This is a genomic window from Bradyrhizobium lablabi, assembly GCF_900141755.1.
GTDB lineage: Bacteria > Pseudomonadota > Alphaproteobacteria > Rhizobiales > Xanthobacteraceae > Bradyrhizobium > Bradyrhizobium lablabi_A.
In genome coordinates this window covers 1,477,622-1,497,652 of sequence record NZ_LT670844.1, presented here as the reverse complement: position 1 = coordinate 1,497,652, position 20,031 = coordinate 1,477,622, and the positions used below count along the sequence as shown (strand labels likewise).

Below are 20,031 nucleotides of genomic sequence, written 5' to 3'. Positions count from 1 at the left end.
TAAAGCGGCAGCGGCGTTGATCGCCGCTGTCGCATTGGTCGCGTAATCCTACCGCACTGCGGGAAGAGACAAGCCCCCGCGTTCTTGCTAAATTGGGTGGGATGAGCATTTCCCTCCACCCGGACACGCCCCAAGGTCGAACGTTAGAAGGCCGCACGCTGGCCGCTTCGCCTGTGGCGGAAGCGGCGCCGGAGGCGAGGCCGCAGGCGACGAAGATCCGCAGCCGGCTGTTCATCAAATACGTCGCTTTGTTCGTCGCCGTGGTCGGCGTGGCGCTGCTATCCAACGGGATTTTTGAGGTTTTCTTCTATTATCGCGAGCACAAGGCGGCGCTGATCAGGATTCAGCACGAGCAGGCGGAGGCTGCGGCAGCCAAGATCGGCCAGTTCATCAAGGAGATCGAAAGCCAGCTCGGCTGGACCACCCAACTGCCGTGGTCTGCGGGCTCGATCGAGCAGCGCCGGTTCGACGCCCTGCGGCTGTTGCGGCAGGTGCCGGCGATCACGGAGCTGGCGCAGGTCGATTCGACCGGCAAGGAGCGCCTGAGGGTTTCGCGCCTCGCCATGGACGTGGTCGATTCAGGGCTCGATCTCTCCCGGGACCCAAAATTCACCGAAGCCGTCGCCCACAAGGTCTATTACGGGCCGGTGTATTTCCGCCGGGAGTCCGAGCCCTATATGACGCTGTCGCTGGCCGGCACCCGCAAGGACGCCGGCGTCAGCATCGCCGAGGTCAATCTGAAGCTGATCTGGGACGTGGTCTCGCAGATCAAGGTCGGTGAACGCGGCCACGCCTATGTCGTCGGCGCGGGAGGCCGCCTGATCGCGCATCCCGACATCAGCCTGGTGCTGCGCAACACCGACATGTCGAAGCTGTTGCAGGTGCAGGCAGCCCAAGCCGGAAATCCTGGCGCCGACCTCGAATCGTTGCAGGGCGCGAAGAACATCCAGGGGCAGGAAGTGCTGACGGCGTCGGCGCCGATCGCGCCGCTGGGCTGGACCATGTTCGTCGAACTGCCGGTGGAGGAAGCCTACGCATCGCTGTATCTGGCGCTGCAGCGCCTCGCCATTGTGCTCGCGGGCGCGTCGATCTTCGCGGTGCTGGCGGGGATATTTTTGGCCCGGCGCATGGTCGGACCGATCCAGGCGCTGCGCGCGGGTGCCGCGCGCATCGGCGGCGGCGATTTCGCCCAGCGCATCTCGATTCGGACCGGCGACGAGCTCGAAGGCCTCGCCGACCAGTTCAACGACATGGGCGCGCGGCTGCAGGAATCCTATGCGGATTTGGAGAAGAAGGTCGAATCGCGAACCGCTGAATTGAGCGAGTCGCTGGAACAGCAGACCGCGACCTCGGAGGTGTTGCAGGTCATCAGTTCATCTCCGGGCGAACTTGAGCCGGTGTTCCAGAAAATGCTGGAGAACGCCACGCGTGTCTGTGGGGCGAATTTCGGTACGATGAATCTGTGGGATGGGGACCGTCTCAATGTCGTCGCGAATTACAACCTGCCGCCTGCGTTCGCGGCTTCGCGGGAGCGCACATCGATCCGGCCTCATCCGGAAAGCGGTCAAGCCGCCGTCGTCAGGACCCATCAGGTTGTACAAATTCATGATCTGCGTAGCAGTCCGGCTTACTTGGCCGGTGACCGCGTCGTTGTCGGAATGGCCGATATCGCCAGTGCTCGTACCATCGTCATCGTGCCGATGGTGAAGGAAGACGAACTGATTGGCACCATCGCGATCTATCGGCAGGAGGTCCGGCCGTTCACCGACAAGCAGATCGCGCTGGTCGAGAATTTCACCAAGCAAGCCGTCATCGCCATCGAGAACACCCGGCTGTTGAAGGAACTGCGCCAGCGCACCGACGATCTGAGCGAATCGCTGCAACAGCAGACCGCGACCGCCGATGTGCTCAAAGTCATCAGCCGCTCGGCCTTCGACCTGAAATCGGTGCTGACGACCCTGACCGAATCCGCAAAGTCGCTATGCGGCGCATCGCTTGGCATCATTACCCTCCGCGACGGCGAGGTGATGCGGCTGCGGGCCGAATCGGGCTGCACGCCGGCCTTTGTCGATTTCATGGAAACCCACCCGATCAGGCCTGGTCGTGAGACGATCACCGGCCGGGTCTTTATGGACGGCAAGCCTGTCCACGTCGCGGACGTGCAACGCGACCCCGAATATAATTTCGGCAATGCTCCAACGATCGGCGCCTACAGGGCAGTGCTCGCGGTGCCGCTGATGCGCGACGGCGCGGTCGAAGGCGTGCTGTTGCTCGGAAGGCCGGGGCCCGGACCGTTCAGCCAGCGCCAGATTGATCTCGTGCAGACCTTTGCCGACCAGGCTGTCATTGCCATCGAGAACGTGCGTTTGTTCGAACAGGTACAGGAGCGCACCAAGGAGCTTTCGCTCTCGCTCGAAGACCTTCGCACCGCGCAGGACCGCCTGGTGCAGACCGAAAAACTTGCTTCCCTCGGCCAGCTCACCGCCGGAATCGCGCATGAAATCAAGAACCCGCTCAATTTCGTCAATAATTTCTCGGCGGTGTCGGGGGAATTGATCGACGAGTTGAACGAGGTGCTGACGTCAGCCGCGCTCGACAAGAAGACGCGGGAGGAGATCGACGAGCTCACCCATATGCTGAAAGGCAATCTCGACAAGGTGGTGCAGCACGGCAAGCGCGCCGATTCGATCGTGAAGAACATGCTGCTGCATTCGCGCGAAGGGTCGGGCGAACATCGCCCCGCCGATATCAACGCGATCGTCGAGGAAAGCCTCAACCTCGCCTATCACGGCGCGCGCGCGGAACGATCCGGCTTCAATATCACGCTCAAGCGCGACCTCGATCCCGCGGCCGGCATGATCGACCTTTATCCGCAGGAAATCACGCGGGTCTTCCTCAATCTCATTTCGAACGGGTTTTATGCCGCCACCAAGCGCAAGGAGAGGGGCGAAGAAGGCTTTGAGCCGACGCTGAGCGCGACCACCAAAAGCCTCGGCAATGCGGTCGAGATCCGGATCCGCGACAACGGCACCGGTATCCCCTCGGAAGTAAAGGAGAAAATGTTCAATCCCTTCTTCACCACCAAGCCTGCGGGCGAGGGCACCGGGCTTGGCCTGTCGATGAGCCACGACATCGTGGTGAAACAACATGGCGGCAAGATCGACGTCGATACCAAGCCTGGCGTATTTACCGAATTCATTATTACGCTGCCGCGGACAGCGGCGGCCGAAATGCAGTCTGGAGGCAAAAATTGAGCGTTTACATCCTCGTCGTCGATGACGAGCCCGATGTTGAAGCCCTGTTCCGACAACAATTCCGGCGCGATTTGCGCTCGGGGCGTTTTGCGATGGAGTTTGCGCCATCGGCCCCTGCAGCATTGGCTCGCGCCGCCGACGTCGCCGATCCCTCGCTGATCCTGATCCTGTCCGACATCAACATGCCCGGCATGAGCGGACTGGAGATGCTCCCGAAGGTGCGCGCCGAGCGGCCCGACGTTCCCGTCATCATGATCACCGCCTATGGCGATGCGGAGACGCGTCGGAAGGCGATCGAAAGGGGCGCTATCGGCCTTTTGACAAAACCGATCGACTTTGCGCTGCTGCGCCATGAGATCGATACGAGGCTCGAGCAAGCCGCATGACCGCGACCATTCTCTTCGTCGACGACGAACCAGACCTGGAGGCTCTGGTCCTGCAGAAATTCCGCAGGCAGATCCGCGATGGCGCGGTGAGCTTCATGTTCGCCCATGACGGCATCGAGGCGCTGGCGTCGATCGAGCAATACCCGAATGTCGACATGGTGGTGTCTGACATCAACATGCCCAGGATGGACGGGTTGTCGTTGCTGCAGAAATTGCAGGAGGCCGAGGACAAGAAATCGACCATCATCGTTTCCGCCTATGGCGACATGAGCAATATCCGCACCGCGATGAACAGGGGGGCGTTCGATTTCCTGACCAAACCGATCGACTTCGGCGATCTCGAAATGACCATCGACAAGACCATCCGTCATGTCGAGATGATGCGCGAGGCGCGCCGCCGCCAGCTCGAGGCCGAGCGCGCGCACGCCTCGCTGTCGCGGTATTTTTCGCCGCAGATCGCCTCGAGGCTCGCCTGCGACGGCGAGGCCGACGGCATGGTGGTGCATTGGCGCGATGTCGCGGTCATCTTCACCGACATCACCAGTTTCACATCGCTGGTGGAAACCGCGGCGCCGGATGTGTTTGGCCCGCTGCTCAACGAATATGTCGGCGGCATGACCGACGTCGTCTTTGCACATGAAGGCACGGTTGCGAAAGTCATCGGCGACGGAATTCAGATTCTCTTCAACGCCCCCGGCGATCAGCCGGACTATGCGGCGCGCGCCATCGCGTGCGCGCATGATCTCGATGCCTGGGCCCAGGAGTTTCGCGGGCGCTGGAAGTCAAAAGGCGTGAATTTTGGGATAACCCGCATCGGCGTTCACGCCGGTCCAGCCATGGTGGGGAATTTCGGCGGCAGCCGCTTTTTCGATTACACCGCCTATGGCGACACCATCAATATTGCGGCGCGGCTCGAGGCCGCCAACAAGCTTTTGGGTACGCGCATTTGCGTCAGCGCGGCGGTTGCCGATGGGACCCAGAATTTCAGGGGAAGGCCTGTCGGCGATCTCGTGCTGCGCGGGCGCAGCGAGCCGCTGCGTGCCTACGAGCCGCTGCCGAGCGCGACGTTCGAAGGTCCGGCCACCAGGCAATATTCCGACGCGTTCGCGAAACTCGAGGCCGGCGACGCCGCGGCGATGCCGGCCTTCGCCGCACTGGTCGGGTCGCATGCCGACGATGCGCTGGCTGGCTTCCACTTGCGACGGTTGCTCAACGGCGCCAAGGGCGTCCGCATGCAGCTGGAATAGCAAGATCCCTGAGGGAACGGACATGATTCGCGATTTTGCCCCCGGCAATTACCGGTTCATCCCGGCGGTGTTTCAATATTCGAGCGGCGCCGCGGCCTTGCCTGGCTTTGAGATCGAGCGCGTGCGGTTCGACCGGCTAACCCCGCTCGCCGAAGGATTTGCGCAAGCCGCAAAATATATCCAGGCCGCGGGCCGGCCATTGACGTCATTTTGCGCCTGCGAGCTGCGCTCGCCGGCCGCCTTTACCGAGGACGGGTTTCGAAAATTCAACGAACACTATGTGAAGACGCTTAGCGAATGGGGCATCTTCGACGGCACCACCAATCCGGTGGCGCGCAGCAATGTCTGCCCCGAAATCGACCCGCCGGCCGAGCCGTCATTTTATGCCTTCTCGTTCACGCGCCCGAGCCAGAGTACCGCGCCATCCTTCGTCATCGCCGGCGGCGCCGAAGCGCGCGGCGGAGCGGGCAGCTATCCCGAGCGCATCGTGCGCTTTCGTGATCTCAGCCCTGAGGGATTAAAGGAAAAAGTCCGCTTCACGGTCGGCGCCATGGAAAGCCGTCTCGACGCGTTCGGGTTCAGCTGGAAGGACACCACGGGAGTGCAGGCCTACACCGTGCACGACTTCCATCCGGTGATCGCGGATGAGCTGGTCCGCCACGGCGCCATGCGCTCGGGACTAACGTGGCATTTCGCCCGGCCGCCGGTGATCGATCTCGAATACGAGATGGATTGCCGGCGCGTGCAGCGGGAGATGGTGATTTGAAAGTGCTGGTTTCTCTTCCCTCTCCCGCGCTTGCGGGGGAGGGTGCCGAGCAAAGCGAGGCGGGTGGGGGCTCTCTCCGCGAATCCCATTGCGGAGAGAGCCCCCACCCCAACCCTCCCCCGCAAGCGCGGGAGAGGGGGCGCACCGTGCTCGCGGCGATCGTATGCCTGAAAACGGCTACCGCTCCCTGGGATCGAGCGCATCGCGCAGACCGTCGCCGACCAAATTGAACGACAGCACCACGAGAAAGATCGCCAGTCCCGGCCATATCGCCATCCACGGCGCGTTGATCAGAAAGCGTTGCGCGGCGTTGAGCATGCTGCCCCAGGACGGCGCCGGCGGCTGCTGGCCGAGGCCCAAAAACGACAGCGCCGCTTCGGCGATGATAGCGGCTGCGATCGAGAGCGTCGCCTGCACCAATAGCGCCGGCATGATGTTCGGCAGGATATGAAACAGCGCGATGCGCCAGCGCGGATTGCCCATGGCGCGCGCGGCCTCGACATAATCCTCGACCTTGACGCTCATGACTTGTCCCCGCGTCAGCCGCACGAAGATGGGCGTCGTGGTGATGCCGATCGCGATCATGGCATTGCTCAGACTCGGGCCGAGAAATGCCGCCAGCGCAATGGCGAGGATCAGGAACGGGCAGGCCAGCATGGCGTCGGTGACCCGGCTGATCAGCGCGTCGACAAAGCCGCCGCGATAGCCCGACAACAGGCCGAACGGCACGCCGACCAGAAGCGCAATGCCGACCGAGATCGCGCCGGCCATCAGCGAGGCGCGCGCGCCATAGATCACGCGGGTAAGGATATCGCGGCCGAGGTCGTCGGTGCCGAACCAGTGCGCCGCCGAGGGGGGCTTGCGCACCAAAGTCCAGCTGGTCGCCAGGGGATCATAGGGCGCGATCAGCGGCGCAAATATTGCGAGCAGGATGAAGATCGCGATCACGACCATCCCGACCACCGCGCCCTTGCGCTGCAACAGCCGGCGCAACGCGCGCTGGGCCGGGCTTTCCAGCTCGTCGGAAGCGGCAATAGGGATTGCGCCAAGCGCGGCATCGGTCATGCTGTTCACGACCTCAATCGCGGGTTGACGAGGATGTAAGCGATATCGGCGATCAGGTTCAAAAGAATGTAAATGGTCGCCGTCACCAGCACGACACCCTGGACGACCGCATAGTCGCGGTTGAACACGGCGTCGACGATCAGCTTACCAAAACCGGGGATGGTAAAAATCTGCTCGGTCAGCACCGCGCCCGACAGCAGCGTGCCGAGCTCGAGCGCGCCGAGCGTGATCACCGGCGTCAGCGCGTTGCGCATGGCGTGCTTGAGGATCACCGAGCGTTCGGCAAGACCCTTGGCGCGGGCGGTGCGGACATAATCGCTTTCCAAGACCTGCAGCATGGCGCTCCGCGTGTGCCGCATCAGGACCGCGGCAATCGCGTTGCCGAGCACGAAGGCGGGCATGATGGTGGAGGCAAGGCTGGCGCGCCAGTTTTCCGAAAGCGGCACATAGCCCGAGGCCGGCAGCCAGCCGAGCTCGATCGAAAACAAGAAGATCAGCATGATCCCGAGCCAGAAATTCGGCGTCGAGATGCCCCACAGCGCGAACAAATTGGCGCCATAGTCCCACGCGGTGCCCTTCTTGACCGCCGAGACGATGCCGGCGGGAATGCCGATCAGGAACGCGATGAGGATGGCCATCGACGCCAGTTGCATCGTCACCGGCAGTTTCTGCGCGATCAATTCACGCACCGGCATCTTGATGCGCAGCGATTCCCCGAAGTCGCCCGACGCAACGCCCTTGAGCCAGTAGACATATTGCACCGGGATCGGCTGATCGAGCCGGTATTGCGCCCTTATATGGGCGATCACGTCGGGATCGCGCTCCTCGCCGGCCATGACAAGCGCGGGATCGCCGGGCAACAAATGCTGCAGCGAGAAGATCAGGATCGACACGAAGAACAGCGTCGGGATCAGCTGCAGGATGCGCTTGCCGAGGAAGTTCAGCATGGGTTTCTTCTCCCTCGCCCCGCTCTTCGCGGGGAGAGGGCTGGGGTGAGGGGCTCTTCCATCCGCGAACGCTGAATTCGCCACGGCACTGTGCCATGCCCCTCACCCGGAGGCGCCGCTACGCGCCGCCTCCGACCTCTCCCCGCAAAGAGCGGGGAGAGGTTAAGAAAGAGCTTTGCTTGCCGCCTCGGCACGCGCTTACCGCCCCCTCTCCCCGCCCTTGGCGGGGTCGAGACGAGCGAAGCTCGCTCTGAGAGGGTCGGGGTGAGGGGCTCTCTCCCCAGGCGGTAACTCACCGCGATCATCCTCACTTCAATTTCAGCCCGACCACGCGCACCAATCCGTCCGGCATCTGCTTGTAGCCTTCGAGCCTGGTCGTGTGCGCGATCAGGTTTTTGCGGTGATAGAGATAGATGATCGGCTCGTCCTCGAGGACCGACTTTGTCATTTTTTCGTAGATCGACTTGCGCAGCGCCAGGTCGGTGACGAGGCGGGCGTCTTCGAGCGCCTTATCGACGTCAGCATTGGAATAGGCGCTGTAGTTCTGCGGCGCCTTGGTCTTGTGGAAAATATAGGAGTTGCCGTCGGGATCGATGCGCCCGCTCCAGTCGAGAATAAAAGCCTGATATTCGCCGGCTTCGGCTGCTTTCAGCGCGGTGGCGAGCTCGGTGACCCTGATCTTCAGGTCGAAGCCGGCTTCCGCCGCCATCGACTGGATCACCTGGGCTACCGTCTCGCGCTCGACGTTTTTTGCCACCATGAGATCGACGGTGACGGGTGCGGTTACTCCGGCTTCCTTCAGCAGCGCCTTGGCCTTCTCGATATCCCGCGCACGCACCGGATAGGCCTTCTGGTAATACGGATGTTCCGGATTGACCCATTGGTTGCCCGGCACGAATTCGCCGTTGTAGACCACCTGATTGACCGCCTCGCGGTCGATCGCAAGATCGAGCGCCTGCCGCACCTTGGCGGACTGGCTGAGCGGCCCCTTGTTCTTGTCATTGCCGATATTGACGGTGATGCCCTCATAGCCCAGCGACAGCGAGGTCGACAATACGAGCTTCGGATCGGCGCGCACCTCCTTGATATCGGTCGCCAGCAGCCGCTCGATCAGGTCGAGCCCGCCGGATTTCAGATTGGCGAGCCTTACAGTGGAATCGACGATCGGAAGAAACACCACGCGGTCGATGAAGATGTTGTCCTTGTTCCAGTAGTCGGCGAATTTCTCGAATACGATGCGGTCCTGCTGCTGGCGCTCGACGAATTTGTAGGGGCCGGCGCAGACCGGATGCAACCCGAACTTGTCGCCTTCTTCCTTGGCCGCCTTGGGCGAGACCATCATCCCGGAGCGGTCGGTAAGCTGGGCCAGCAGCGGCGAGTAGGGCGTCTTCAATACCAGCTTGATGGTGAGGGGATCGACGACATCGACATGGTCGAGCGCGGCCAGTTCGGGTTTGCGGAAGGAGGTCGGCAGCGTCAGATGACGCTCGAGCGAGAATTTCGCGGCCTCGGCGTCGAACGGCTCACCGTCCTGGAATTTCACACCGGAGCGCAGCTTGATCGTGACCTCCTTGCCGTCGGCGGAAGTCTCATGCGACAGCGCGAGCTGCGGCACGATATTGAGCTTTTCGTCGATGTCGAACAGCTTGTCGCAGAAGGCTGCGAACACGATGCGGCCGACATAGGTGCGCGCCAGCGTCGGGTCGAGAATGTCCGGGTCCTCGGCAAGCCCGATGCGCAGCGTGCTCTCGGCGTGCGCTCCCGTGACCGGCGATATCAGCAATGTCATCGCAACAAGCGCCAAGCGCAAATTATTCATCAGACTGATCCTTACCTTCATACGACCGCCGGTGGCGCAGCCCCGACTATATCAACACCGCAAGAGCCGGCTACTTCCGCATGCCCGCTGAAAGCCGCCACCAATCGTTCCAACGCCGGCGAGAAGGCGCCGTCATTGGGAATGATGGTGTCGGGCGGCGGCAATTCCGCCGCGCGGTGACACGCGGTCGCATGTCCTGCCGCATCGTCGAGCAGTTGTGGCGGTTCGGCGCGGCAGCGATCGATCACATAGGGGCAGCGCGTATGAAAGCGGCAGCCTGGCGGCGGATTGAGCGCGCTCGGCATCTCCCCCTGCAGCACAATACGGCTGCGTTTTGCCCGCGGTTTAGGCACCGGGATCGCGGACAGAAGCGCGCGGCTATAGGGGTGACGCGGCGAGGCGAACAGCGCTTGCGTATCCGCGGTTTCGACGATGGCGCCGAGATTCATCACGGCGACGCGGTCGGCGATGTGTTTTACCACAGCCAGATCATGCGAGACGAAGATGTAGGCAAGTCCAAGCCGGTCCTGCAGGTCGCGCAGCAAATTGAGGATCTGCGAGCGGATCGAGACATCCAGCGCCGACACCGGCTCGTCGCAGATCACGAGTTTCGGTTCGACCGCGAGCGCGCGCGCAATCGCGATACGCTGGCGCTGGCCGCCGGAAAATTCGTGCGGGTAGCGTCGTGCAAAGCGCGGCTCGAGCCCGACCAGGCGCAGCAATTGCTCGACGCGTTCGCGCCGGCGCGCCGCCGGCACCAGATCATGCAGCGCTAAGGGCTCGGTCAGGATCTGGCTCACCGTCATGCGCGGATTGAGCGACGCATAGGGGTCCTGGAAGATGATCTGCGCATCGCGCCGGAACGCGCGCAGTTCGTTTGAATCCAGCGCGAGCAGGTCGCGGCCCTCGAAGCGGATGCTGCCCGCATCCGGCTCGATCAACCGCAGCACCAATCGGCTCACCGTCGATTTGCCGCAGCCGGATTCGCCGACCAGCGCCAGCGTCTTGCCGGCCTCGACACTGAAGCTGACGCCATCGACCGCTTTGACGTATGCCGTCGGCCGCCCGAACACCGAACGGTCCGCGACGAAATGTTTTTTGAGGTTTTCGACTTCGAGGAGGGCAGTCACGACACCAATTTCTCCAGCGGCGCCTTAACGCAACGCGACCAGTGCGAGGGGCTTAATGCCACCATCGGCGGCGGTGTGTCCACGCAGATATCGCCGACGAACGGGCAGCGTGCCGCAAAACGGCAGCCGGACGGGGGCGCCGCCATGTTGGGTACCATGCCTTCGATGGTGGCAAGATGCGACGCGCGGCGGTCGAGCCGCGGGATCGAGCCGAGTAAGCCGACGGTGTAGGGATGTTGGGGCGAAGCGAACAACTCATCGACCGGTGCGCGCTCGACGATCTCGCCGGCATACATCACCGCGACCTCGTCGCAGACTTCCGCGACCACGCCGAGATCGTGGGTGATCAGAATGATCGCAGCCCCACTCGCGGCCTTTAATTCGCGCATCAAATCGAGGATTTGCGCCTGCAGGGTGACGTCGAGCGCGGTGGTGGGTTCGTCCGCGATCAGCAGCATCGGATCGCAGGCCAGCGCAATCGCGATCATGACGCGCTGGCGCATGCCGCCGGAGAGCTTGTGCGGATATTCGTCGATGCGCCGCTCCGGCGAGGGGATATGGACGCGGCGCAACAGTTCGATGGCGCGCTCGCGCGCGTTGCCCCGTGAGCCGCCGCGATGGCGCAGGATGGTCTCGATGATCTGCTCTCCGATGGTAAAGCTCGGGTTTAGGGAGGTCATCGGCTCCTGAAAAATCATCGCCAGGCGGTTGCCGCGCAGATCACGCAGCGTCTCGTCGGGCACATCAAGCAGATCGAAACCATCGAAACGGATCGAGCCGGTGACCTCGGCCGAATGCTTTGAGAGCAGACCCATGATCGCCAACGACGTGACGCTCTTGCCGCAGCCGGATTCGCCGACCAGGCCGAGCGTCGCGCCCCTGGCGACACTGAGATCGACGCGGTCGACCGCGTGCATAATGCGGCCGTTGTCGCCATGGAAGAGCACGCGCAAGCCCTCGATTTCGATCAGCGGGCTTGCGGTCATTTCTCGCCCGCGATCGCCGCTTCGATCCCGGCATCGATGATGGCGCGGTCAGTAACGCCAGCCGGATTCTTGCGCGTGGGGAGGAATTGGCGAAAGTGCACCCAGCGCTCGCGGCTCACTTGTTCGAGGCGTTCGAGCTCGGCCAGCGGATCGGCGTGATCGTCGACGCGGAGGTCGAGGTCGGACCATTCCTCCTCGCCATGGACCAAAAGCGCCGCCGATTGCTTGCCGCGCTTGTCGCCGCCGGCGGCTTCGCCGGATCGCATCGCCGCGATCAGGCGTTGCGCGAACGGCAGGCTTTTGCCGGCGACATAAGCTTTCGCGGTGTCGTCCAACACGCGCGGGCCCGCCAGCATGTTGCCGGCAATGGAAAAACCGTCGCCCTCGAGATGTCCGCACCAGTCGACGCAGTCGCGACCGGTATGGGAGGCGATGCGGCCATGGACATCCATGATGTGAAGTTGCCGGCTCTCGCGGCCGGCGTCCGCTGCGATCAGGGTCTGGATGATATCGCGCGGCTCACGTCCCTCGCGCAGCAATTTTACGCCGTCGATGCCGTAATAGGGATTCACTAGCGCCTGCGTTGCGATGCCGCCGAAGCTAGCTGCGATATGCGGCACGCGCGCCCCGACCGCGAAGAATTTTGTCGCAACGACGATACCGATTTGGCCGGTTGCATTGTCGCGGGCGATGATCGACCAGGTCATCTCAGTTCTTCACCGTCCGGCCGCGTAGCCCTGCATGCCCCGGGGATTGGCGGCGGCACGGCGGCGGCGGCCGACTTTGGAGGCGGCGGTGAGGCGGCCTTCCGACCAGTCGGGGCCGGTCTCCACGATATGGCCGCGGGTCTTTAAGTTATCGATCGTGGCCTTCGGGACGCGGTTCTCGACCACGAGCACGCCGGGGCGCGCGGTGCGCGGCCAGAACGAGATCGGGAAATGCTCGGAATGCCACGCCGGCGCGTCGATCGCTTCCTGCAGATTGAGCTTGGCGTGAACGTGCCGCAAAAAGAATTGCGTGGTCCATTGATCCTGCTGATCGCCGCCGGGCGAACCCCAGGCCAGATACGGTTCGCCGTCGCGCAGCGCCATGGTCGGCGAGAGCGTGGTGCGGGGGCGTTTTCCCGGCGCCAAAGCCGCAGGGTGATTTTCCTCGAGCCAGAACATCTGCGCGCGGCTGCCGAGGCAGAAGCCGAGTTCCGGAATAACCGGTGAGGATTGCAGCCAGCCGCCCGACGGCGTCGCCGAGATCATGTTGCCGGCCTGGTCGATGATGTCGAAATGCACGGTGTCGCCGCGCACCTCGCCGAAGCGGCCGACCGTCGGCTCGCCGGCGCCCATGGCGCCGACCGCCTCGCGATGGCCCTCCGCGCGGCGCAGTTTTACGACTGAACCAAAGCCTTCGACGGAGCCGGGGATGAAGTCGAGCGAGGCCTTTTCTGAAATCAGCTTGCGGCGCTCGTCATTATAGGCATCCGACAACAGCGTCGTGATCGGGATTTCGTTAAAATTCGGATCGCCATAAAATTTTTCGCGGTCGGCGAAGGCGAGCTTGGCGCATTCGATCTGCAGATGGATGAATTCCGGACCTGTCGGATCGAGCCCGTCGAGCTCGAATCCCTTCAACAGCGCGAGCTGCTGCAGCATCACCGGGCCCTGGCTCCAGACCCCGGCCTTGCAGACGGTGTAGCGGCCATAATCGTAAGTCAGCGGGGCTTCGACACTTGGCTGCCAACGCGCCATGTCGTCGGCGCGCAACACGCCGCGATGTGGTGAGCCGCTGACATCCATGACTTCCTGGGTGCGGCAGAAATTGTCGATCGCCTCCGCGACAAAGCCGCGCGACCAGGCTTTGCGCGCGCGTTCGATCTGGGCTGTGCGGTCGGCGCCGGCGCTTTCGGCTTCGGTCAGGATGCGGGCATAGGTTTCCGACAGCGTCTTGTTGGTGAAGAGCGTGCCGGGTTTGGGCACTTCATTGTTCGGCAGATAGACCGCGGCCGAGGTCTTCCAGTGCTTCCGGAACATCTGCTCGACGGTCGCAATGGTGGCGGAAGCGCGCTCCACCAGCGGGTAACCGTCGCGGGCATAGGCGATCGCAGGCTCGAGCACGTCGCGCAGGCGAAGCGTGCCGTAGTCGCGCAGCAGCAGCATCCAGGATTCGAAAGTGCCGGGAACGCAGGCGGCGAGCAGCCCGGTGCCGGGCACCATCTCCAGGCCCTCGCTGCGGTAATGCGCAATGGTCGCGCCCGCCGGCGCCGGACCCTGGCCGCAAATCACCTCGGTGCGGCCGCGCTTGACGTCATGCACGATGATCGGCACGTCGCCGCCAGGGCCGTTGAGATGCGGCTCGACCACCTGCAGCGTGAACGCGGTCGCGACCCCAGCATCGAAGGCATTGCCGCCCTTTTCGAGCGTGGCCATCCCGACCGCGGTGGCGATCCAGTGGGTGGACGTCACGACCCCAAAGGTGCCCTCGATTTCGGGCCGGGTGGTGAACGGATCGGGATTGATGTTGCTCATGGGAATCCATCAAATTCTGCTGCGGCCGGTGCACTTGACCACAGCCAAAGCGGCCTGCCAACCGGCCCCGTGGAAGGGTTTGCTCGCATCCCCGTGATCAGGCGGGTGCTGGGGCGAGGTTGACGGCGTGGCAGGCGACGCCGTCAATCAGCGCCGGCGCCTCCCTCCGGCACAGATCGAAGGCCAGCGGGCAGCGTGGGTTAAAGGCGCAGCCGGGCGGCGGATCGATCGGGTTGGGGATTTCGCCCTTGACCGGAATCCGCTGGCGGCCGGACATCGCGAGATCCGGCACCGCGCCCAACAGCATCTTGGTGTAGGGCATGCGGGGGCTATTGAACAGTTGGCGGCCTTCCGCGATTTCGACGATGCGGCCGAGATACATTACGCCGATGCGGCTCGCCATGTGGCGGACCACGGCGAGGTTGTGGCTGATGAAGAGGTAGGTGAGGCCGAACTTGTCCTGCAGGTCGCGCATCAGATTGAGGATCTGCGCCTGCACGGACACGTCGAGCGCCGATGTCGGCTCGTCGCAGACGATGAACTCGGCCTCGGACGCCAGCGCCCGGGCGATCGCGATCCGCTGCCGCTGCCCGCCGGAAAATTCATGCGGAAATTTCCAGCCATCGTCGGCGTGCAGGCCGACAAGGCTCAAAAGCTCGCCGACCCGCGCCTGGATGTTGCGCTCGCCCTGGATCAGGTCGAACGCCCGTATCGGCTCGGCGACGATGGCATCGACCCGGAAGCGCGGGTTGAGGCTCGCATAGGGATCCTGGAAAATCATCTGGATGCGGCGGCGCAATTGCTGGCGCGCCTGCAATTGCCGGGGGTCGCTCATCGAGACGCCGTCGATGATCACTTCGCCCGAACTCGGCGGCAGCAATCCGACGACCATCCGGGCAACCGTGGTCTTGCCGGAGCCGGATTCGCCGACGAGCGCAAACGTCTCGCCCTTCTTGATGTCGAAGGTGACGCCATCGACGGCTTTGAGCAATTCAAGATGGCCGCCCTCGATCACCCGGTTCAGCCAGGGTTTTGAGACATCGAACACGCGACGCAGGTTTTTGACATTGATGAAGGGCGCTGAGCTCATGCCGCTGTGTCCTTGGCGGCGGCGTCATAAAGATGGCAGGCGACGGCTTGGGTGCCGTGCCGGATCGGCTCCGGCCGTTCGATCCGGCAGCGATCGAACGCAAACGCGCAGCGCGGGTTGAACGAGCAACCCTGAGGGATCGCGGACAGCCGCGGCATCGAGCCCGGGATTTGCACAAGCCGCGCGGCCTCGCCGGCCAGCGTCGGGATCGCGCCCATCAATCCCTTGGCATAGGGATGTAAGGGGTGCTGCACGAGGTCCTGCACCGGGCCGATTTCGGCGACGCGTCCGGAATACATCACCGCGACCCGGTCGGAAGTCTCGGCGATCACGCCCATGTCGTGGGTCACCAGCATCACCGCCGTGCCGTGGTCGCGCCCGAGCCGCTTTATCAGGGCGATGATCTGGGCCTGTACGGAGACATCGAGGGCGGTGGTCGGCTCGTCGGCGATGATCAGTTCCGGTTCGGCGCAGATCGCAAGCGCGATCACGACGCGCTGGCGCATGCCGCCGGAAAATTCATGCGGATAGGCATCGACGCGTTTTTCGGGGGCGGGAATACCGACCTCGGCCAACAGATCGATCGCGCGCTTGCGTGCGGCCTGTTCCGAAAGATTGGTGTGGGTCCGGATGGTCTCGACCAGCTGGTCGCCGATCCGATAGAGCGGGTTAAGGCTGGTGAGCGGATCCTGAAAGATCATGCCGATGCGCTTGCCCCTGATGCGGCGCAGTTCCTCCGGCGGCAAATTGTCGATCCTTAAGCCCGACAGATAGATCTCGCCGCCACTGATGCGGCCGGGCGGATCGATCAGGCCGATCACGGCAAGGCCGGTGACCGATTTGCCGGCGCCGGATTCGCCGACTACGCCCAGCACTTCGCCCTTGGCGATGTCAAAGGAAACGCCGTCGATCGCGCGCAGCGTGTTGCGGCGGGTGGCGAACTCCACCTTGAGGTTACGCACGGAGAGAACGGGTTCGGTCATGCGGTAAATTGCATGCGTGTTGCAGCGCCTCTCATCTAAGTTTTGGATTGAGTGCGTCGCGCAGCCAGTCGCCGAGCAGGTTGATGGAAAGGATCAAGGCCGCCAGCGCAATGCCGGGGAAGGCAACGATCCACCACTCGCCGGAGAACAGATAATTGTTGCCGATCCGGATCAGGGTTCCAAGCGAGGGCATGGTGTCAGGCATGCCGGAGCCCAGAAACGACAGCGTCGCCTCGGTGATGATGGCGAGCGCGAGGTTGATGGTGGCGATGACGAGGATCGGTCCCGTGGTGTTGGGCAGCACGTGGCGCAGCATGATCACCGGTGCCGGCAGGCCGATGAGCTGGGCTGCTGCGACGTAATCCTTGTTCTTCTCCACCAGCACAGAGCCGCGCACGGTGCGGGCATATTGCACCCAGAAGCTCAAGCCGATGGCAACTACCAGCACGGCCAGCATGCTCATGGCGTCCAGCCGGTTGCCGAACACCGATTTGACCACGCCGTTGACGAGCAGCGCGATCAGGATCGCCGGAAAGGTGAGCTGCACGTCGGCGATGCGCATGATCAGGCTGTCGACGGCGCCGCCGAAATAGCCCGCGATCAGCCCGAGCATGATGCCGAGCGCGCCGGAGAACACCACGCCGAGCACGCCGACCACCAGCGAGATGCGCATGCCGTAAAGGATAGCGGAGAGCACGTCGCGGCCCTGCTCGTCAGTGCCGAGCAGGAACGGGCTCTGGCCATCCGCGGTCCATAGCGGGGGAATGCGCGAATTCATCAGTTGAAGCTGCGCCGGATCGAACGGGTTCTGCACCGCGACCAGGGAGGCGAGGATCGCGAGCAGGAAGAACAGCGCGGTCACTACCGCTGCGACCATGGTGAGCCTGGAGCGGCGGAAGGAGTAGAACAGGTCGCTTTCGATCGCGCGTTTGAACCAGCCGCCCGAAGAGGATCGCGCGCGCGGCGCGCTCACCTCGGTTTTGTGCGGGACGACGGCGTCGCTCATGGTCAGGCCGGTCGGCTGATGGTCGAGCGCAGGCGCGGATCGACGACGGTGTAGAGGATGTCGACCACCAGATTGATGGTGACGAAAATCAGCGACACCATCAGCAGGTAGGCTGCCATGATCGGGATATCGACGGTTTGCACAGCTTGCACGAACAAAAGTCCCATTCCTGGCCACTGGAACACGGTTTCGGTGATAATCGCGAATGCAATTACCGAGCCAAATTGCAACCCAGCCACCGTAATCACGGGAACCAGGGTATTCTTCAGCGCGTGGCCGAAATGAATGGCGCGGGTGGTCAGGCCCCGCGCACGGGCGAAGCGGATATAGTCGGTGCGCAGCACCTCGAGCATCTCGGCGCGCACCAGCCGCATGATCAGGGTCATCTGGAACAGGCCGAGCGTGATCGAGGGCATGATCAGGGCCTTCAGCCCGGAAACCGTGAGCAGTCCCGTGGTCCACCAGCCGAGCCGCACCACTTCGCCGCGGCCGAACGACGGCAGCCAGCCCAAAATGACCGCGAACAGGTAGATCAGGAGGATGCCGATCAGAAAGGTCGGCAGCGAGATGCCGATCAGCGAGATCGCCTGGAATAATTTCGTCAGCAAGGTGTCGCGCTTGAGCGCCGAATAGACGCCCATCAGGATGCCGAACACCATCGCAAAGATCGTGGCGCAGGTGGCAAGCTCGAGCGTCGCCGGCATCCGCTCCTTCAGAAGGTCCGCGACCGGCTGGCGAAACTGGTAGGAGATACCGAACTTGAACTGCACCGCGTTGGCGAAATAGCGCGCGAACTGCACGGCGACGGGATCGTCAAGGCCGAGGGATTGGCGGATCGCGGCGCGCTCGGCGGCCGAGGTGTCGATGGCAACCATCTGGTTGACGGGGTCGCCGGCGAAGCGGAACATCGAGAATGAGATGATGCCGACCGCGATCATGACGCCGATGGCCTGGATCGCCCGGCGAAGAGTGAAAGCGAGCATGTGATCCTTTCACTTCCCTGTAAGCGTGGTGCGCGTCATTGCGACCCGTAACGAAAAGTCCCGGAAGCGCGAGGCTCCCGGGACCTGTGCATTCAAGCTGCTACTCCTGTTTCGTCGCCCAGTACAGCAGCACCGCGTTGTCCGCACGCTGGGTCAGTTTCACCTTGTTCGAGACGCCCCACGCCAACGCCTGTTGATGCAGCGGGATGTAGCTGTAATCCTTGATGCCGATCTCGAAAGCCTGCTTGATCAGCTGATCGCGCTTGGCGGCATCGGTCTCGACCAGGACCTTGTCGGTCAAGGCGTCCAGTTCCTTGTTGCAGTAGCCGCCGAGATTGGCTTCGCCGCGGGTGGGATCCTTTTCGTCGTTCCGGCAGCCCATGATGTCGTGCAGCACGTTATGCGAATCCGATGAAGCCGGCGTCCAGCCCAGGAGATAGAACGAAGTTTTATAACCGCCCGGCTTCAGCACCTTGGCGAAATACTGCTGTTTCGGCTGGGCCAGCAGATCGACCTTGACGCCGATGCGGGCCAGCATGCCGACCACCGCCTCGCAGATCGCGGAGTCGTTGACATAACGGTCGTTGGGACAATCCATGGTGACCTGGAGGTCGGCATAGCCGGCCTCGGTCAGGAGTTTCTTGGCCGCGTCGGGGTCGTATTTCGGCCGCGTGAACTCCTTCGAAAGCGCGAACAATTGCGGCGCGACCATCAGCGCCGACGGCGTCGACAACCCGCGCATCACGCGTTTCTGGATCAGGTCGATATCGACCGCCTTGTAGAAGGCTTCACGGACGCGGATATCCTTGAACGGATTCTTGCCTTTGACATTCGAGTACAGCAGCTCGTCGCGGGATTCGTCCATGCCGAGGAAGATGGTGCGCAGTTCGGGCCCGGTCAGGACCTTGGCGACCCCGCTCGCATTGACGCGCTCAATGTCCTGAATCGGAACCGGCTCGATGACGTCGACTTCGCCCGACAGCAGGGCGGCGACGCGGGTCGCGGCGGAGGCGATCGGCGTGAAGTCGATTTCCTTCAGATTGGTCTCAGACTTGCCCCACCAGTTCGGGTTGATCTTGAACACGGTCTTCACGCCCGGCTGATGGCTCTCGATGAAGAAGGGGCCGGTGCCGTTTTCATGCAGCGAGGCGAAGCTCGGCGTGGTTGCCGAGGCCGGCGTCGGCGCCACCGAATTGTTTTCCTCGCACCACTTCTTGTCCATGATGAACCAGCCGTCCCATTGCGCAATGAGAATCGGATTGGGCGAGTCGAGCATCACGTCGACCGTATTGTCGTCGACCTTGACGAACTTCGCATCGGCTGGAACGTTGCTGGTGAAATTAGATCCGTTGGCACGCACGCGTTCGGCGGAAAAGACGACGTCGTCGGCAGTGAAGGCATCTCCATTGTGGAACTTGACGTTCTTGCGCAGATGGAAGCGCCAATGCGTCGGCGTCAGCGTTTCCCAGCTCTCGGCGAGTGCCGGAACGATCTTTAGATCCTTGCCGCGGGCGACCAGGCCCTCATAGACATGCGCATGATGGGCAATGGTCGTGGTTTCCTTGAGCGTATACGGATCGAGCGACTTGAGGTCGCCCTGGTTGGCGTAGCGCAGCGTCTGGCTCGATGCCGGCGACATCCCAAACGCGACGATTGAGACGATGGTCGCTGCTAGCAAGGTTTGGCGTCCCGACATATGTTCACGATCTCCGCTGTGGCGCACTGTTAACTTCTGCAATTTCGGCATCCCCGCCCGATCCATGTTGCCAGAGTTTGGCCGCCACGCAAGCGCGATTTCCCTAAAAGCCAGGCCCGTTTGCGCGCCGCCGCCGCAATCGCTAAGTCTAGGC

General features: G+C 62.9%; 16 protein-coding genes. 4 read left to right on the top strand and 12 right to left on the bottom strand.

Going from position 1 to position 20,031, the window contains the following annotated elements; genetic code table 11:
- Window positions 1–101: 101 nt before the first annotated feature.
- From B5526_RS07130 to cnbZ, 4 genes are read left to right on the top strand one after another with little or no spacing between them, the layout of a single operon-like run.
- Complete coding sequence (locus tag B5526_RS07130) at window positions 102–3,254, top strand: GAF domain-containing protein (protein ID WP_079537577.1); 3,153 nt, start codon at window positions 102–104, stop codon at window positions 3,252–3,254.
- Complete coding sequence (locus B5526_RS07125; protein WP_079537576.1) at window positions 3,251–3,640, top strand: response regulator; 390 nt, start codon at window positions 3,251–3,253, stop codon at window positions 3,638–3,640. Before B5526_RS07130 ends, B5526_RS07125 begins: the two co-directional genes overlap by 4 nt.
- Window positions 3,637–4,887, top strand: coding sequence for a response regulator (locus B5526_RS07120; protein WP_079537575.1), 1,251 nt, complete (start codon window positions 3,637–3,639; stop codon window positions 4,885–4,887). Before B5526_RS07125 ends, B5526_RS07120 begins: the two co-directional genes overlap by 4 nt.
- Window positions 4,888–4,909: 22 nt before the next feature.
- Window positions 4,910–5,653, top strand: coding sequence for a 2-amino-5-chloromuconate deaminase CnbZ (cnbZ, locus tag B5526_RS07115; protein ID WP_079537574.1), 744 nt, complete (start codon window positions 4,910–4,912; stop codon window positions 5,651–5,653).
- 177 nt (window positions 5,654–5,830) lie between these two features.
- Here cnbZ and B5526_RS07110 read toward each other — a convergent pair whose 3' ends face one another.
- The 12 genes from B5526_RS07110 to B5526_RS07055 form a co-directional block, all read right to left on the bottom strand.
- Window positions 5,831–6,718, bottom strand: a complete 888-nt coding sequence (locus tag B5526_RS07110) for an ABC transporter permease (protein WP_079544760.1) — start codon at window positions 6,716–6,718, stop codon at window positions 5,831–5,833.
- A 5-nt stretch (window positions 6,719–6,723) separates the two neighbouring features.
- Complete coding sequence (locus B5526_RS07105) at window positions 6,724–7,665, bottom strand: ABC transporter permease (protein WP_079537573.1); 942 nt, start codon at window positions 7,663–7,665, stop codon at window positions 6,724–6,726.
- Between the two features lie 307 nt (window positions 7,666–7,972).
- Entirely contained in the window at window positions 7,973–9,484 is a 1,512-nt protein-coding gene (locus B5526_RS07100; protein WP_079544759.1) for an ABC transporter substrate-binding protein, read from the bottom strand.
- A 17-nt stretch (window positions 9,485–9,501) separates the two neighbouring features.
- Window positions 9,502–10,614 (bottom strand): ABC transporter ATP-binding protein, encoded by a 1,113-nt coding sequence (locus tag B5526_RS07095; RefSeq protein ID WP_079537572.1) that lies wholly within the window; start codon window positions 10,612–10,614, stop codon window positions 9,502–9,504.
- Window positions 10,611–11,600, bottom strand: a complete 990-nt coding sequence (locus B5526_RS07090) for an ABC transporter ATP-binding protein (protein WP_079537571.1) — start codon at window positions 11,598–11,600, stop codon at window positions 10,611–10,613. Before B5526_RS07090 ends, B5526_RS07095 begins: the two co-directional genes overlap by 4 nt.
- Window positions 11,597–12,307: a DUF1028 domain-containing protein gene (locus tag B5526_RS07085; protein WP_079537570.1), complete on the bottom strand. Its 711-nt coding sequence runs from the start codon at window positions 12,305–12,307 to the stop codon at window positions 11,597–11,599. The genes B5526_RS07090 and B5526_RS07085 overlap by 4 nt, the downstream gene beginning before the upstream one ends.
- Window positions 12,308–12,316: 9 nt before the next feature.
- The gene (locus tag B5526_RS07080; RefSeq protein ID WP_079537569.1) at window positions 12,317–14,119 is read right to left on the bottom strand and encodes a gamma-glutamyltransferase family protein; all 1,803 of its coding nucleotides are present in this window, start codon (window positions 14,117–14,119) and stop codon (window positions 12,317–12,319) included.
- Window positions 14,120–14,216: 97 nt separating this feature from the next.
- On the bottom strand, window positions 14,217–15,209 hold the full coding sequence (locus B5526_RS07075) for an ABC transporter ATP-binding protein (RefSeq protein ID WP_079537568.1): 993 nt from the start codon (window positions 15,207–15,209) through the stop codon (window positions 14,217–14,219).
- Window positions 15,206–16,192 (bottom strand): ABC transporter ATP-binding protein, encoded by a 987-nt coding sequence (locus B5526_RS07070; RefSeq protein WP_079537567.1) that lies wholly within the window; start codon window positions 16,190–16,192, stop codon window positions 15,206–15,208. Before B5526_RS07070 ends, B5526_RS07075 begins: the two co-directional genes overlap by 4 nt.
- 31 nt (window positions 16,193–16,223) lie before the next feature.
- Window positions 16,224–17,198 (bottom strand): ABC transporter permease, encoded by a 975-nt coding sequence (locus B5526_RS07065; protein WP_079537566.1) that lies wholly within the window; start codon window positions 17,196–17,198, stop codon window positions 16,224–16,226.
- A 2-nt stretch (window positions 17,199–17,200) separates the two neighbouring features.
- Window positions 17,201–18,181, bottom strand: coding sequence for an ABC transporter permease (locus B5526_RS07060; protein WP_079537565.1), 981 nt, complete (start codon window positions 18,179–18,181; stop codon window positions 17,201–17,203).
- Between the two features lie 100 nt (window positions 18,182–18,281).
- Complete coding sequence (locus tag B5526_RS07055; RefSeq protein WP_079537564.1) at window positions 18,282–19,877, bottom strand: ABC transporter substrate-binding protein; 1,596 nt, start codon at window positions 19,875–19,877, stop codon at window positions 18,282–18,284.
- Window positions 19,878–20,031: the final 154 nt, after the last annotated feature.